Source organism: Roseococcus thiosulfatophilus (assembly GCF_017311575.1).
GTDB lineage: Bacteria > Pseudomonadota > Alphaproteobacteria > Acetobacterales > Acetobacteraceae > Roseococcus > Roseococcus thiosulfatophilus.
In genome coordinates this window covers 74273-87332 of the sequence record NZ_JAFFQY010000004.1, presented here as the reverse complement: position 1 = coordinate 87332, position 13060 = coordinate 74273, and the positions used below count along the sequence as shown (strand labels likewise).

15 protein-coding genes are annotated in these 13060 nt (G+C 71.7%); 9 read left to right on the top strand and 6 right to left on the bottom strand.

Translation table 11 applies throughout. The features are described 5' to 3' along the window. Positions 1-69: 69 nt before the first annotated feature. From JTN19_RS02775 to JTN19_RS02750, 6 genes are read right to left on the bottom strand one after another with little or no spacing between them, the layout of a single operon-like run. Complete coding sequence (locus JTN19_RS02775; RefSeq protein WP_206930247.1) at positions 70-459, bottom strand: DsrE family protein; 390 nt, start codon at positions 457-459, stop codon at positions 70-72. Next, positions 456-1256, bottom strand: coding sequence for a HesA/MoeB/ThiF family protein (locus JTN19_RS02770; RefSeq protein WP_206930245.1), 801 nt, complete (start codon positions 1254-1256; stop codon positions 456-458). The genes JTN19_RS02775 and JTN19_RS02770 overlap by 4 nt, the downstream gene beginning before the upstream one ends. A gap of 18 nt (positions 1257-1274) precedes the next feature. Next, on the bottom strand, positions 1275-1709 hold the full coding sequence (dut, locus tag JTN19_RS02765) for a dUTP diphosphatase (protein ID WP_206930243.1): 435 nt from the start codon (positions 1707-1709) through the stop codon (positions 1275-1277). Next, complete coding sequence (coaBC, locus tag JTN19_RS02760) at positions 1706-2887, bottom strand: bifunctional phosphopantothenoylcysteine decarboxylase/phosphopantothenate--cysteine ligase CoaBC (RefSeq protein WP_206930380.1); 1182 nt, start codon at positions 2885-2887, stop codon at positions 1706-1708. Before coaBC ends, dut begins: the two co-directional genes overlap by 4 nt. 2 nt (positions 2888-2889) lie before the next feature. Further along, positions 2890-4233: a glutamate--cysteine ligase gene (locus JTN19_RS02755; RefSeq protein ID WP_206930241.1), complete on the bottom strand. Its 1344-nt coding sequence runs from the start codon at positions 4231-4233 to the stop codon at positions 2890-2892. Beyond that, the gene (locus JTN19_RS02750) at positions 4211-4975 is read right to left on the bottom strand and encodes an RsmE family RNA methyltransferase (protein ID WP_206930239.1); all 765 of its coding nucleotides are present in this window, start codon (positions 4973-4975) and stop codon (positions 4211-4213) included. Before JTN19_RS02750 ends, JTN19_RS02755 begins: the two co-directional genes overlap by 23 nt. On the opposite strand from JTN19_RS02750, the gene ubiA reads away from it, so the two are divergent. From ubiA to JTN19_RS02705, 9 genes are all read left to right on the top strand, one after another. Beyond that, positions 4968-5903 (top strand): 4-hydroxybenzoate octaprenyltransferase, encoded by a 936-nt coding sequence (gene ubiA, locus JTN19_RS02745; RefSeq protein WP_206930237.1) that lies wholly within the window; start codon positions 4968-4970, stop codon positions 5901-5903. The two genes, JTN19_RS02750 and ubiA, sit on opposite strands and share 8 nt — an antisense overlap. Further along, the gene (locus tag JTN19_RS02740) at positions 5900-6544 is read left to right on the top strand and encodes a class I SAM-dependent methyltransferase (protein ID WP_206930235.1); all 645 of its coding nucleotides are present in this window, start codon (positions 5900-5902) and stop codon (positions 6542-6544) included. The genes ubiA and JTN19_RS02740 overlap by 4 nt, the downstream gene beginning before the upstream one ends. 29 nt (positions 6545-6573) lie before the next feature. Continuing rightward, the gene (locus JTN19_RS02735; RefSeq protein WP_206930233.1) at positions 6574-6996 is read left to right on the top strand and encodes a type IV secretion protein Rhs; all 423 of its coding nucleotides are present in this window, start codon (positions 6574-6576) and stop codon (positions 6994-6996) included. A 65-nt stretch (positions 6997-7061) separates the two neighbouring features. Beyond that, positions 7062-7481 (top strand): MaoC family dehydratase, encoded by a 420-nt coding sequence (locus JTN19_RS02730; RefSeq protein WP_206930224.1) that lies wholly within the window; start codon positions 7062-7064, stop codon positions 7479-7481. Then, entirely contained in the window at positions 7474-8070 is a 597-nt protein-coding gene (locus tag JTN19_RS02725; RefSeq protein WP_206930221.1) for a TIGR00730 family Rossman fold protein, read from the top strand. The genes JTN19_RS02730 and JTN19_RS02725 overlap by 8 nt, the downstream gene beginning before the upstream one ends. Further along, positions 8067-8984, top strand: a complete 918-nt coding sequence (locus JTN19_RS02720) for a bifunctional riboflavin kinase/FAD synthetase (RefSeq protein WP_206930219.1) — start codon at positions 8067-8069, stop codon at positions 8982-8984. Before JTN19_RS02725 ends, JTN19_RS02720 begins: the two co-directional genes overlap by 4 nt. A gap of 147 nt (positions 8985-9131) precedes the next feature. After that, entirely contained in the window at positions 9132-11936 is a 2805-nt protein-coding gene (ileS, locus tag JTN19_RS02715; protein ID WP_206930217.1) for an isoleucine--tRNA ligase, read from the top strand. After that, complete coding sequence (lspA, locus tag JTN19_RS02710) at positions 11933-12436, top strand: signal peptidase II (protein WP_340643267.1); 504 nt, start codon at positions 11933-11935, stop codon at positions 12434-12436. Before ileS ends, lspA begins: the two co-directional genes overlap by 4 nt. Next, positions 12433-13011 (top strand): DUF3035 domain-containing protein, encoded by a 579-nt coding sequence (locus JTN19_RS02705; protein WP_206930214.1) that lies wholly within the window; start codon positions 12433-12435, stop codon positions 13009-13011. Before lspA ends, JTN19_RS02705 begins: the two co-directional genes overlap by 4 nt. Positions 13012-13060: the final 49 nt, after the last annotated feature.

Here is a 13060-nt window from a genome sequence, read left to right as displayed (position 1 = left end):
TTGTCACCCCCCGGTGGGTTCCGTTGCGGCAAGGCTGCCGCATCGGCCGGTGGGGGTGCAAGCCTCGGATTACAGTGTCACCACCTGGCCGGCGCCCACGGCGTTCAGGAAGGTGACGAGGCCCGCCACCTCCACGCCGGGTGCGAGCGGCGCCTCGTGCAGGCCCTCGGCGCGCAGCCCGGCCTCGCAGGCGATGCGGCGCAGGGACAAGGCTTCGGCGGCCTCCAGCAATTCGGCGAGGGTGGCGATGCCGGCGGCGGCCAGCCTCTCCTCGCGCGCATCGAGCAACAAGGGGTTATCGGCCAGCAGCGCGCGGCAGCCGGCATTGGTGGCGAAGAGCGTCACCTCGCGCCCGATGGCGGCGGCGGCGGTGGCGGTCATCAGCGCGTAATGCGCGCGCTCATGCCCGCCCGAGATCAGCAGCACGCCCAAGCTTGTCTGGATAGGGGGCGCGCTCATCCCGGATGCGCCGAAAGGTCATGGATGGTGGCGTGCTCGCCGCACAGCGCGCAGGCCGGGTCGCGCCGCAGGCGCACGGTGCGGAAGCGCGCATCCAGCGCGTCCCACAGCAGCAGGCGGCCGGACATGCCCTCGCCGATGCCCATGACCAGTTTCAGCACCTCGGTGGCCTGCAAGGTGCCCATCACGCCCACCACCGCGCCGAGCACGCCGGCCTCCGAGCAGGAGGGCACGAGGCCGGGCGGCGGGGGTTCGGGGTTCAGGCAGCGGTGGCAGGGGTGCGGCGCCCCCTCATGCGCGCGGAACACCGAAAGCTGGCCCTCGAAGCGCAGCACGGCCGCGCTCACCAGCGGCTTGCCCAGCAGATGGCAGGCATCGCCCAGCAGGAAGCGCGTGGGGAAGTTGTCGGTGCCGTCGCAGATCACGTCGTATTGCGGGATCAGTTCGCGCGCCGCCGCGGCGTCCATGCGGCGGGGATGGAGTTCCAGCTTCACCTCGGGGTTCAGGCCCCGCAGCGCCTCCGCCGCGCTGTCCACCTTCCGCTGGCCCACCCGCGCGGTGGCGTGCGCCACCTGCCGCTGCAGGTTGGAAAGCTCCAGAACGTCATGGTCCACCAGCCCCAGCGTGCCCACGCCGGCCGCCGCCAGATACAGGGCCAGCGGCGAGCCGAGCCCGCCCGCCCCCACGATCAGCACCCGCGCCGCCCGCAGCTTCGCCTGGCCGATGGCGCCCACCTCGCGCAGCAGGATGTGCCGCGAGTAGCGCTGGAGTTCGTCTTCGGTGAAATCGAGGTCCATGGCGGCGGATATGGGGTGTCAGCCCGTGGAACCGAAGCCGCAGGCGCCTCGCCGCGTCTCGGGCAGCACCACCACCTCCTCGAAGCCGGCGCGCGTCACGGGCGCGAAGACGGCCTGGGCGATGCGGTCGCCGCGCGCGATGGCGAAGGGGGCGTCCCCGGTGTTGAGCAGGATGACGCCCACCTCGCCGCGATAATCCGCGTCCACCGTGCCGGGCGCGTTCAGCACCGTCACGCCATGCTTGAGCGCGAGGCCGGAGCGCGGGCGCACCTGCATCTCATGGCCCTCGGGCAGCGCGACCGCGATGCCGGTCGGCACCAAGGCGCGACCGCCGGGCGGCAGCACCATGTCGCGCGCGGCCAGCAGGTCCATGCCCGCCGCGCCCTCGGTGGCATAGGCGGGCAGCGGCAGGTCGGCGCCATGCGGCAGGCGCTGCACCAAAACGCGGATCATGCCAGCGCCTCCGCCACGCGCGCGGCGAGGCGCGCCGCCACCTCCTCCTTGGGCGCGCGCGGCCAATCCTCGACGCCCGAGGCGGTGACGAGGTGCACGGCGTTCTCCGCCCCCCCCATCACATCGCCCGAGACGTCATTGGCCACGATCCAATCACAGCCCTTCCGCGCCAGCTTCTCGCGCGCGTGCTGCACCACCTTCTCCGTCTCCGCGGCGAAGCCCACCACCAGGCGCGGACGGCTGGCATGGCGCGAGAGCGTGGCGAGGATGTCGGGGTTCAGCGCCATGGCGAGCGTCGGCGCCTCCGCACCCGGTTCCTTCTTCATCTTCTGCCCGGCCTCGGCGGCCACGCGCCAATCGGCGACAGCGGCGGCGCAGATGGCGGCATCGGCGGGGAGTGCGGCCTCGCACGCCGCCAGCATCTCGCGCGCCGTCTGCACGCGCACCACCTGCACGCCTGCGGGGTCCGGCACCTGCACCGGGCCGCTGACCAGCGTGACGCGCGCGCCCAGCCGGGCCAGCGCCGCCGCGATGGCGTGCCCCTGCTTCCCGCTGCTGCGGTTGGCGATGTAGCGCACGGGATCAATCGGCTCATGCGTCGGTCCGCTGGTGACGAGCACATGGCGGCCGTTCAAAGGCCCGCCCGACAGCACGGCCCGGATTTCAGCGAGGATCGCGTCGGGCTCCATCAGCCGCCCCGCGCCGCTCTCCGGCTCGGCCATGGCACCCTCCACCGGCCCGGCGAAGCGCACGCCGCGTGACGCCAGCAGCGCCACATTCGCGCGCGTGGCAGCGTGCTCCCACATGGCGGGGTTCATGGCGGGTGCGACCAGCACCGGCGCGCGGGTCGCGAGCAGGACGCACCCGGCCAGATCATCCGCCAGCCCATGCGCCATCTGCGCGAGACGGTTGGCGGAGGCTGGCACCACCGCCACCACCTCCGCCCAGCGTGCCAGGCGGATATGGCCGATCTCGGCCTCGGCGGCCCAGAGGTCATCCTGCACCGTCTCGCCCGTGATGGCGGCGAGGCTTTCCTTCGTGACGAAACGCGCCCCGGCCGAGGTCAGCACCGCGCGCACCGTCGCCCCCTCCGCACGCAGCAGCCGCGCCAGCATCAGCGCCTTGAACCCCGCCACGCTGCCCGAGACGATCAGCAGGATCCGGCGGCCGTGCAGCATGGTCACATCTCGCAGAAGCTGAGGGCCTGGGCGGCATCACCCGCCCAGGGCCCGTGGTAGAGCTGGAGGACGCGGTCCGCCTGCGTCATCCCGCTTTCCGCAATTTCCCAGAGCGGCGCGAGATAGGCTTCCTCGCCCAGGCCGCGCGCGCGCAGCCCGTCGGCGCTGATGGCCAGCACCTCCCGCGCCACGTCACGCAATTCGCGCCCCGCGATGCGCGCCTGGAGGGCCTGCTGCGGCACCTCGGCGCGCATGGCCATGACCTCGTCCAGCGTCCAGCTGCGGGTCAGCGCGCGCGCGGCCTTCTGGGACGCGTCGTCATAGAGCAGCCCCACCCAGAAGGCGGGCTTGGCCAGGATCATGGCGGCGCTGCCGGAATCGGCGCCGCGCATTTCCAGGAAGCGCTTCAGGCGGACCTCGGTGAAGACGGTGGTCACATGGTCCGCCACATCGCCCATGGTGGCGGGGATGCCGGCGAGGGCCTGCAAGCGGCCCGCCATGAAGTCGCGGAAGGAAGCGCCGGCCACGTCGTGCAGCACACCATCGCGCGCCACGAAATACATGGGCACGTCCAGCACATATTCCGCGAAGCGCTCGAAGCCGAAGCCCTCCTCGAAGACGCAGGCGGGAATGCCGGTGCGGTCCGGGTCCGTGTCGGTCCAGACGCGGCCGCGCAGCGACTTGAAGCCCGAGGGCTTGCCCTCCAGCAGCGGCGAGGACGCGAACAGCGCGGTGGCCAGCGGCTGCAAGGCGAGCGAGACGCGCAGCTTCTCCACCATGTCGGCCTCGTCGCCGAAGTCGAGGTTCACCTGCACGGTGCAGGTGCGCAGCATCATGTCGAGGCCGAGGCCGCCCTTGGTGGGCATGTAGCGCCGCATGATCTTGTAGCGGGACTTGGGCATCCAGGGCATCGCCTCGCGCGTCGCCACCGGGTGGAAGCCCATGCCGGCGAAGCCGAGGCCCAGCGGGGCCGCCACCTCATGCACGTCGCGCAGATGGGCGGCGAGTTCCAGGCGCGTCTCGTGCAGGGTCTGCGTCGGTGCGCCGGAGAGTTCGAACTGCCCGCCCGGCTCCAGGCTGACCGATTCGCCCCCGCGCGTCAGGCCGATGACGTTCCCGGCATCCGTGATGGGCGCCCAGCCCTTGGCCTCAATGCCCTCCAGCATGGCCTGGATGCCCTGGTGCTCGTAGCTCGGCGGCGTGCCGTCCGCGCGGCGGAAGCCGAACTTCTCGTGCTCCGTGCCGATGCGCCAGGCCTCGCGCGGCTTGCAGCCGGCGGCGAACCATTCCGCCAACTGACGCGCGTGGGTGATCGGCGTCGGGTCAGCCTGGCCGGGGTTGGACATGCGGTGCTCGTGTTCCTGATGCGTCAGGCGGGTGGTCGAGCGAGAGGGACATCGCCGACAGACCCGCCACCAGCGCCGTCTCCGCGCGGAGGACGCGCGGCCCGAGCGAGGCCAGTGAAACAAAGGGCCGCCGGGCCAGATCGTCAAGTTCGGCCCGTTCGAACCCGCCCTCCGGCCCCACCAGGAAGGCGCAAGGGGCTGACAATGCGGGCAGAAATTCCAGCAGGGGCCGGGCTTCGCGCCGTTCGGCGGCGACATACAGGGGGGTGCCGTCCCAGCCATCCAGCACGGCGTGCAGCGGGCGGACGGGGTCCACCACCGGCACCGACAGCCGCTCGCTCTGCTCGGCGGCCCCGCGGGCGATGGCGGCGAGGCGCTCGGTCTTGCCGCCCTCGGCCACGCAACGGCGGGTTAGCACGGGGATGATGCGGGTGGCGCCCAGTTCGGTGGCCTTTTCCACCGCCCAGCCCATCGCATCGCGCTTGAGGCCGGCGATGAGGGCGCGCAACTCGGGCTCCACCACGGGTTCGCGCCGGCGGGGGCCGATCCGCACCGCGCCGCGCTCCTTCCGCAGGGCGGTGAGTTCGGCGTCGAACTCGCCATCGGTGGCGTTGAAGGCGCGCAGGGCGGCGCCGGGGGCGCGGCGCAGCACCACGCCCAGATGGTGCGCCTGGGCGGGGGTGAGGGCGCATTCCGCCCCCTCCGCCAGCGCCTGTTCCATGTGGACCCGAGGGATGGACATGGCCCGATGTGCCGTGCTGCATGGCGCCGTGCAAGGCTACACCGACATTCGAACCCAGGGTTGGGTCGCGCGCCTTCCGGCCGCCTGGCGGCCCTATGCGCTGCTGATGCGCGCCGACCGGCCCATCGGCGCCTGGCTGCTCTTCCTGCCCGGGCTGTGGGGGATCGCGCTGCTGGCGCCGTCCTGGGGCTTCGGGCTGTGGCTCGCCTTCCTGTTCCTGCTGGGCGCCTTCGTGATGCGCGGCGCGGGCTGCGTGGTGAACGACCTCTGGGACCGCGACATTGACGCGAAGGTGGAGCGCACGCGGGGCCGCCCGCTGGCCTCCGGCGCCGTCACGCCGCGGCAGGCGGTGGCGTTCCTCGCGCTGCTCTGCACCATCGGGCTGGTGGTCCTGCTGCAACTGAGCGCCACGGCCATCTGGCTGGGCGTGCTGTCGCTGCTGCCCATCGTGCTCTACCCGGCGGCCAAGCGGGTGACGGACTACCCGCAGCTTGTGCTGGGCTTCACCTTCGGCTGGGGCGCGGTGATGGGGCCGGCGGCGGCCTCGGGCGCGCTGGGGTGGGAGGTGCTGCCCCTCTACGCCGCCACCATCCTCTGGATTCTCGGCTACGACACCATCTACGCCCACCAGGACCGCGAGGATGACGCAATGCTGGGCATCGGCTCCACCGCGCTGAAATTTGGTGAGCGCACGCGGCCCTTCCTCGCCGCCTGCTATGCCGGGACGGTGGCGCTGCTGGCGGTGACGGGCGCGGTGGCGGGGCTGTCGGCCTGGTACTACCTGGCCCTGCTGGTGCCGGCGGGGATGCTGGCCTGGCAGATCCGGGCGCTGGACATCCATGACCCCGCGCGCTGCCTCGCCCTGTTCAAGTTCAACCGCGAGGTGGGCTTCGTGGTGGCGCTGGCCATGCTGGTCGGCCGGGTTTGAACGCCGAGGGCTTCATCACGGCGCAGACCACCATCGGCACGGCGCCGCTGGTGCCGGAAATCCGGCTGCATCTGGCCAGCGAGATCACCCCCATCTGGCACGCCAGCGAGGAATTCCTGGCGCGGAAGGGCATCGAGCCCCCCTTCTGGGCCTTCGCCTGGCCGGGCGGGCAGGCCCTGGCGCGCAGCATCCTGGACGCGCCCGAACGGGTGCGCGGGCGGCGGGTGCTGGATTTCGCGGCGGGCTGCGGCATCGCGGCCATCGCCGCCGCGCAATCGGGCGCCGCGATGGTCGAGGCCGCGGAAATTGACCCCATGGCCGTCACCGCCATCCGCCTGAACGCCGCGCTCAACGGCGTTTCCGTGACCACGCAGGACCGCGACGTGGTGGGCGACCCGCCCCGCTGGGACGTCATCCTGGCCGGGGATGTCTGCTACGAGGCGCCGATGACCGCCCATATCCTGCCCTGGCTGCGCGCCATGGCGGCGGCGGGCATCGAGGTCTGGCTGGCCGATCCGGGCCGCGCCTACCTCCCGCGCGAGGGGCTGGAACCCCTCTCCCGCCACGCCGTGCCGACCTCCCTGGAACTGGAGGATCGCACGCTGCGCGAGGTCACCATCGCCCGATTGCTGCCTTCTTGACGCCATGAGGGCGGGGAAGGCTTCGCCGCATGTGGCCCGCCTTCCTCACCGCCCTCCTCCTCTCCCTGCCGGCGCTCGACGCCTCGGGGCAGACCAAGCGCGAATTCGATGCACAGGGGCGCAGCCTGGGGCGCGAGGAGCGGCGCGGCGACACGCTGCGACAGTATGACGCGCAGGGGCGCGCCACCGGCCGCAGCGAGCTGCGCGGGGACACGCGGCGCGACTATGACGCCCAGGGGCGTGCCACCGGCCGGGCGGAGGTCCGGGGCGACACCACCCGCCTCTATGACGCGCAGGGCCGCGCGGCCGGCCGCACCGAGACGCGGGGCGACACCCAGCGCCACTACGACGCCCAGGGCCGCATGACCGGCCGCTCCGAGACGCGCGGCGGCGTGACGCGCCATTACGACGCCCAGGGCCGCCAGCTGGGGCGCACCGAGACGCGCCGCTGAACCCTGTTGCGCCCGGCGCCTGAGCGGCTACACCCTGGCCGCGAGAAAGCAGGGGCTGCTAGCACATGGACGGTTTCGCCTTCGAGGACCTCAGCGTCGGCCAGACGGCGCGCTTTTCCAAGACCATCACGGAAGCGGACATCCTGATGTTCGCCGCCGTCTCGGGCGACACCAACCCCGTCCATATTGATGCCGAGCACGCGGCCGGCACCATGTTCAAGCAGCGCATCGCGCATGGGATGCTTTCGGCCGGGCTGATCTCGGCCGTGCTGGGCACCAGGCTGCCGGGGCCGGGCACCATCTATATGGGCCAGACGCTGAAATTCCGCGCGCCGGTGAAGATCGGCGACACGGTGACGGCGGTGGTGGAAATCACGGCGCTCGACCCGGCCAAGCGCCGCGCCACGCTCAGCACCACCTGCCTCGTCGGCGGCAAGCCGGTGATCGAGGGCGAAGCGACGGTGATGGTGCCGGCCCGTGGCTGACGCGCCCTTCCGCCGCGTCTGCGTCTTCTGCGGCGCCCAGCCGGGGGCCGACCCGCGCCATGCCGAACTGGCCACGGCACTCGGCCGCGCCATCGCGGCGCGGGGCCTCGGCCTCGTCTATGGCGGGGGCAAGGTGGGGCTGATGGGCATCGTGGCCGATGCCGCCATCAAGGCCGGCGCCGAGGTGATCGGCGTGATCCCCGAGGCGCTGATGGACCGCGAGCTCGGCCATGGCGGCGTGACCGAGCTGCGCGTCGTTCCCTCCATGCATGTCCGCAAGCAGATGATGAACGAGCTCTCCGACGGCTTCGTGGTGCTGCCCGGCGGCATCGGCACGCTGGAGGAAAGCGTGGAAATCCAGTCCTGGGCGCAGCTCGGCATCCATGGGAAGGGGTTGGTCTATCTCGACACGGATGGCTACTGGGCGCCCTTCTTCGCCCTGCTGGACCGGATGGTGGAGGGCGGATTCGTGCAGCCGCGCCACGCGGGCCTGGCGCTCCGCGCCGACACGCCCGAGGCCGCGCTGGACGCGCTGGAGGCCTGGACGCCGCCGGCCATCACCCGCTGGATGACGAAGACCGAGACATGATCCACACGGATTGGCGCGCCCTGCCGCCCGAGGCGCGCGGCGGGACGGTGGCGCTCGGCAATTTCGACGGGGTGCACCGGGGCCATGCGGCGGTGCTGGCCGCCGCCCACCAGGCGCGGCCCGACCTGCCTTTGGTGGCGCTGACCTTCGAACCCCACCCGCGCGAGCACTTTCGGCCCGATGACCCGCCCTTCCGCCTGACCCTGCTGCCGGCCAAGGCGGCGGCGCTGGCGGGGCTGGGCGCGAAGGCCGTGGTGGCGGTGCCCTTCGACGGCGCGTTCAGCACCATGTCGGCCGAGGCCTTCGTGGAGGACGTACTCCACCGGGGCCTGGGTGCCAGGCACCTGGCCTGCGGCGGCGACTTCGCCTTCGGCCACCGGCGCGGCGGCAACATCGCCGTTCTCCAGGCGGCGGCCGAGGCGCGGGGCATCGGGCTTTCCATAGTGCGGCATTTGGCGGACAGCGAGGGGCCCATCAGCTCCACCCGCATCCGCCGGCAATTGCAGGATGGCTATCCGGAACGCGCGGCGGTTCTGCTCGGGCGCCCCTGGTCCATCCGCGGGCCCGTCACGCACGGGGATGCGCGGGGGCGGACCATCGGCTTTCCCACGGCCAACATTCCGCTCGGCCGCCACCTGGAGCCGGCGCGGGGCGTCTATGCCGTGCGCGCGACCCTGGCCGATGGGCGGGTGGTGCCGGGCGTCGCCAATCTCGGCCGCCGGCCGACCCTGGGAGGCGACCCCGTCTCGCGGCTGGAGGCGCATCTGTTTGATTTCCAGGGCGACCTCTACGGGCAGGAGGTCGAGGTCGCGCTGCTGGCCTTCATCCGGGATGAGCGCAAATTCGCGAACTTCCAGGAACTCACCACCCAGATCGCGGCCGATGCCGCGGCCGCCCGCGCGCTGCTGGCTTGACCAGGGGTGCGGGGCGCACGCATATCCACAGCATGCACCAGGCGCCGATCTTTCGAATTCCCGGCCCGGTCCTCGTCTGAGGGCCGGGAACCCCTTCGCGCGCCACCCCTGACGCCCCGCCTTGCGCGGGGATGAGACCCTCGCCCCATGAACGACGCCCCTCCCCCGCGCGACTACCGGCAGACGGTCTTCCTGCCGCAGACCCCCTTCCCGATGAAGGGCGACCTGCCCAAGCGCGAGCCCGCCATGCTGGCCCGCTGGGCGCAGCAGGATTTGTGGCGGAAGCTGCGCGAGGCCTCGGCCGCGCGGCCGAAATTCGTGCTGCATGACGGCCCGCCCTATGCGAACGGCCCGCTGCACATCGGGCACGCGCTGAACAAGATCCTGAAGGACGTCATCAACCGCGCGGCGCAGATGTCGGGCTATGACGCCGAATACGTGCCCGGCTGGGACTGCCACGGCCTGCCCATCGAGTGGAAGGTCGAGGAGGAATACCGCGCGAAGAAGAAGAACAAGGACGAGGTGCCCGTCCTGGAGTTCCGCGCCGAATGCCGCGCCTATGCCGCGCATTGGCTGGAGGTGCAGCGCAAGGAATTTTCGCGCCTGGGCGTCGCGGGGGATTGGGCGAACCGCTATGCCACGATGGATTTCCCGTCCGAGAGCGTGATCGTCGAGGAGATCGGGCGGTTCCTGATGAATGGCTCGCTCTATCGCGGGCTGCGGCCGGTGATGTGGAGCCCGGTGGAAAAGACGGCGCTGGCCGAGGCGGAGATCGAGTATCACGACCATGTGAGCCCGACGCTGTGGGCGCGCTTCCCGATCGTGAGCGGGCCGGAGGCGGGCGCCAGCGTGGTGATCTGGACCACGACGCCCTGGACCATCCCTGGCAACCGCGCCGTGGCCTATGGGCCGGAGATTGACTACGCGCTGGTGCATGTGGAGGGCGTGGCCGAGGGCAGCCATCTGCGCGTCGGCGAAACGCTGCTGGTCGCCCTGCCCCTGCTGCCGAAATTCGCCGAGGATGCGGGGCTGGGCGCGCACAGCCTGCACCGCGTGCTGAAGGGCGCGGAACTGGCCGGCGCCATCGCCGCCCACCCGCTGCGCGGGGCCGGCTACGATTTCGACGTGCCGCTGCTGCCGGGCGATTTCGTCACCACCGAGGCCGGCACCGGCTTCGTCCACATCGCCCCCGGCCATGGCGAGGACGACTTCAACCTCGGCCGCGCGCATGGGCTGCCGGTGCCCGAGACGGTGAATGATGACGGCACCTTCACCCACCACGCCCCCGGCTTCGAAGGCCTGCACGTCTTCAAGGCGCATGATGCCGTCTATGCCGCCTGCGAAGCCGCCGGCACCCTCGTCGCCAAGGGCAAGCTGACGCACAGCTACCCGCACAGCTGGCGCTCCAAGAAGCCCGTCATCTTCCGCGCGACGCCGCAATGGTTCATCGCGATGGATGACAGCAATGCCATCCGGCAAAAGTCGCTCGACGCCATCGCCGCCACCACCTTCATCCCCGATGTCGGCCGCAACCGCATCGGCGGCATGGTGGCCTCGCGGCCCGACTGGTGCATCAGCCGCCAGCGCGCCTGGGGCGTGCCCATCGCCGTCTTCGTCGAGAAGCGCACGGGCGAGGTGCTGCGCGACCCCACGGTGATGCAGCGCATCGTGGACGCCTTCCGCAGCGAGGGCGCGGATGCCTGGTACCAGCCCGACGCGGCCGCGCGGTTCCTCAATCCTGAGGCCGGCTCCGCCGGCGGGGGCAACGACCGCAACCCGGACGACTACGAACAGGTCATGGACATCGTGGATGTCTGGTTCGAATCCGGCTCCACCCACGCCTTCGTCCTGCCCCCGCGCGACCTGCCTTTCCCGGCCGATCTCTATCTGGAAGGCAGCGACCAGCATCGCGGCTGGTTCCAATCCTCGCTGCTGGAATCCGTCGGCACGCGCGGGGTGGCGCCCTTCAAGGCCGTGCTGACGCATGGCTTCGTGCTGGATGAGAGCGGGCGGAAGATGTCCAAGTCGCTCGGCAACGTCACCGCGCCGCAGGAGGTCATCGCCAAATACGGCGCCGATATCCTGCGCCTGTGGGTGATGAATTCCGACACGGCCGAAGACCTCCGCATCGGCAAGAACATCCTGGAGCAGCAGGCGGAACTCTACCGCCGCATCCGCAACACGCTGCGCTGGCTGCTGGGCAACCTCGCCGGCTTCGACGGCACGGAGCGCGTGCCGGTGGCCGAGATGCCGGAACTCGAACGCTGGGTGCTGCACCGGCTGACGGAACTGGATGCGCGCGTGCGCCGCGCCGTGGCCACGCATGACTGGAACGGCGTGCTGCCGGACATCCACAATTTCTGCGCGACGGACCTCAGCGCCTTCTATTTCGACATCCGCAAGGACAGCCTCTACTGCGACGCGCAGGATTCGCTGCGCCGCCGCAGCGCGCGCACGGTGCTGGACAGCCTGCACCGCTGCCTCTGCGCCTGGCTGGCGCCGGTGCTGGTCTTCACGGCGGAGGAAGCCTGGGCCGCCCGCTTTGGCGAGGGGGCCGAAAGCGTGCATCTCCAGCTCTTCCCGGAACTGCCAGAAAACTGGCGGGATGACGCGCTGGCCGCGAAATGGGCCGATATCCGCCGCCTGCGGAAGCTGGTCACGGGCAGCCTGGAGGACCACCGGCGCGATGGCACCTTCGGCTCCTCGCTCCAGGCCGCGGTCACGCTGACCCTGGCGCCGGCCGACGCGGCCGCCACGCTGGACGCCGCGACCTGGGCGGAAACCCTCATCGTCTCGAAGGTCACGCTGGCGGAGGGGGCGGAAACCAGCCTCGACGTGGCGCTGGCCCCCGGCCAGAAATGCGACCGCTGCTGGAAGGTGCTGGAGGAGGTGGGCCAGTCCGCCGCCCACCCCACCCTCTGCCGCCGCTGCGAGGCCGTGGTCTCCGCGTGACGCACCCCCTCCGCACCGGCCTCATCTTCGCCGCCCTGCTGCTGCTGGCCGACCAGGCCAGCAAGTGGTGGATCCTGGAGGTGGTGGAACTGCCGCTGCGCCAGCACATCCCGCTGCTGGCGCTGGGCCCGGTGGGGCTCGACCTCACCATGGTCTGGAACCGGGGGGTCACCTTCGGGTTGTTCTCGGGCGAGGGCGCCTGGAACCACGTCATCCTGGCCGGAATCGCGCTGGTGGTGGCGGGCTTCCTGCTGCGCTGGCTCAGCCGGGCCGAGACGCGCCTCGTGGCCCTGGCGCTCGGCGCCGTCATCGGCGGCGCCATCGGCAATGTCATTGACCGGCTGCGATTTGGCGCGGTGGTGGACTTCGTGGACGTTCACGCCTGGGGCTGGCACTGGTATGTGTTCAACGTCGCTGACGCGGCCATCGTGTGCGGGGTGCTCGCCCTGGTGGGGGACGCCTTGATCCGGCCGGAAAGCAAGCGCAAGGAAGCGTCATGAAGCTTGCCCCTCAATTTCGCCCCCTGCTGGGCGCCGTGCTCGCAGCGGGCCTCCTGGCCGGCTGCGGCCAGGACACCGCCCGCACGCTCGGCCTGACGCGCGACGCGCCGGATGAATTCCAGGTGATGACGCGCGCGCCGCTCTCCATGCCGCCCTCGCTGGGGCAGCTGCCGCCGCCGCGCCCGGGCACCACCCGCCCGCAGGAACGCGCCGCGCGCGAGCAGGCCGAGGCGCTGCTGACCGGCGGCGTGCCCGGCCGCCCCGCCGCCCCCACCCCGGGCGAGGCCGCCCTGCTGGCGCAGACCGGCACCCCCGTGCCGCAGGACATCCGCTCCACCCTCGACCAGGAAGCCACCCGGACCGAGAATGTGAACCGCACCCTGGTGGACCGGGCCCTCTTCTGGCGCGACCCGCCGCCCCCCGGCGTGCCGGTGGACCCGAACCGCGAGGCCCAGCGCCTGCGCGAGAACGCGGCCCTGGGCCGCCCGGTGGTGGAGGGCGAGACGCCCATCATCCAGCCCGAGCGGCGCGGGGTGCTGGAAAACCTCAGCCTGGATCGCCTGCGCTTCTGGTGATCCTGACCACGGGAAGCTTGGCGGCATTCTGGCGAAGCCGCCCCCGCCT

What these genes read in the sequence shown, in the direction of transcription:
- JTN19_RS02705 (WP_206930214.1), top strand. Translation starts at nt 12,433, where the DNA reads ATGAAGCTTGCCCCTCAATTTCGCCCCCTGCTGGGCGCCGTGCTCGCA.
- ileS (WP_206930217.1), top strand. Translation starts at nt 9,132, where the DNA reads ATGAACGACGCCCCTCCCCCGCGCGACTACCGGCAGACGGTCTTCCTG.
- JTN19_RS02770 (WP_206930245.1), bottom strand. Translation starts at nt 1,256, where the DNA reads ATGGACCTCGATTTCACCGAAGACGAACTCCAGCGCTACTCGCGGCAC.
- JTN19_RS02750 (WP_206930239.1), bottom strand. Translation starts at nt 4,975, where the DNA reads ATGTCCATCCCTCGGGTCCACATGGAACAGGCGCTGGCGGAGGGGGCG.
- ubiA (WP_206930237.1), top strand. Translation starts at nt 4,968, where the DNA reads ATGGACATGGCCCGATGTGCCGTGCTGCATGGCGCCGTGCAAGGCTAC.
- coaBC (WP_206930380.1), bottom strand. Translation starts at nt 2,887, where the DNA reads ATGCTGCACGGCCGCCGGATCCTGCTGATCGTCTCGGGCAGCGTGGCG.
- JTN19_RS02775 (WP_206930247.1), bottom strand. Translation starts at nt 459, where the DNA reads ATGAGCGCGCCCCCTATCCAGACAAGCTTGGGCGTGCTGCTGATCTCG.
- JTN19_RS02755 (WP_206930241.1), bottom strand. Translation starts at nt 4,233, where the DNA reads ATGTCCAACCCCGGCCAGGCTGACCCGACGCCGATCACCCACGCGCGT.
- JTN19_RS02720 (WP_206930219.1), top strand. Translation starts at nt 8,067, where the DNA reads ATGATCCACACGGATTGGCGCGCCCTGCCGCCCGAGGCGCGCGGCGGG.
- dut (WP_206930243.1), bottom strand. Translation starts at nt 1,709, where the DNA reads ATGATCCGCGTTTTGGTGCAGCGCCTGCCGCATGGCGCCGACCTGCCG.
- JTN19_RS02730 (WP_206930224.1), top strand. Translation starts at nt 7,062, where the DNA reads ATGGACGGTTTCGCCTTCGAGGACCTCAGCGTCGGCCAGACGGCGCGC.
- JTN19_RS02735 (WP_206930233.1), top strand. Translation starts at nt 6,574, where the DNA reads ATGTGGCCCGCCTTCCTCACCGCCCTCCTCCTCTCCCTGCCGGCGCTC.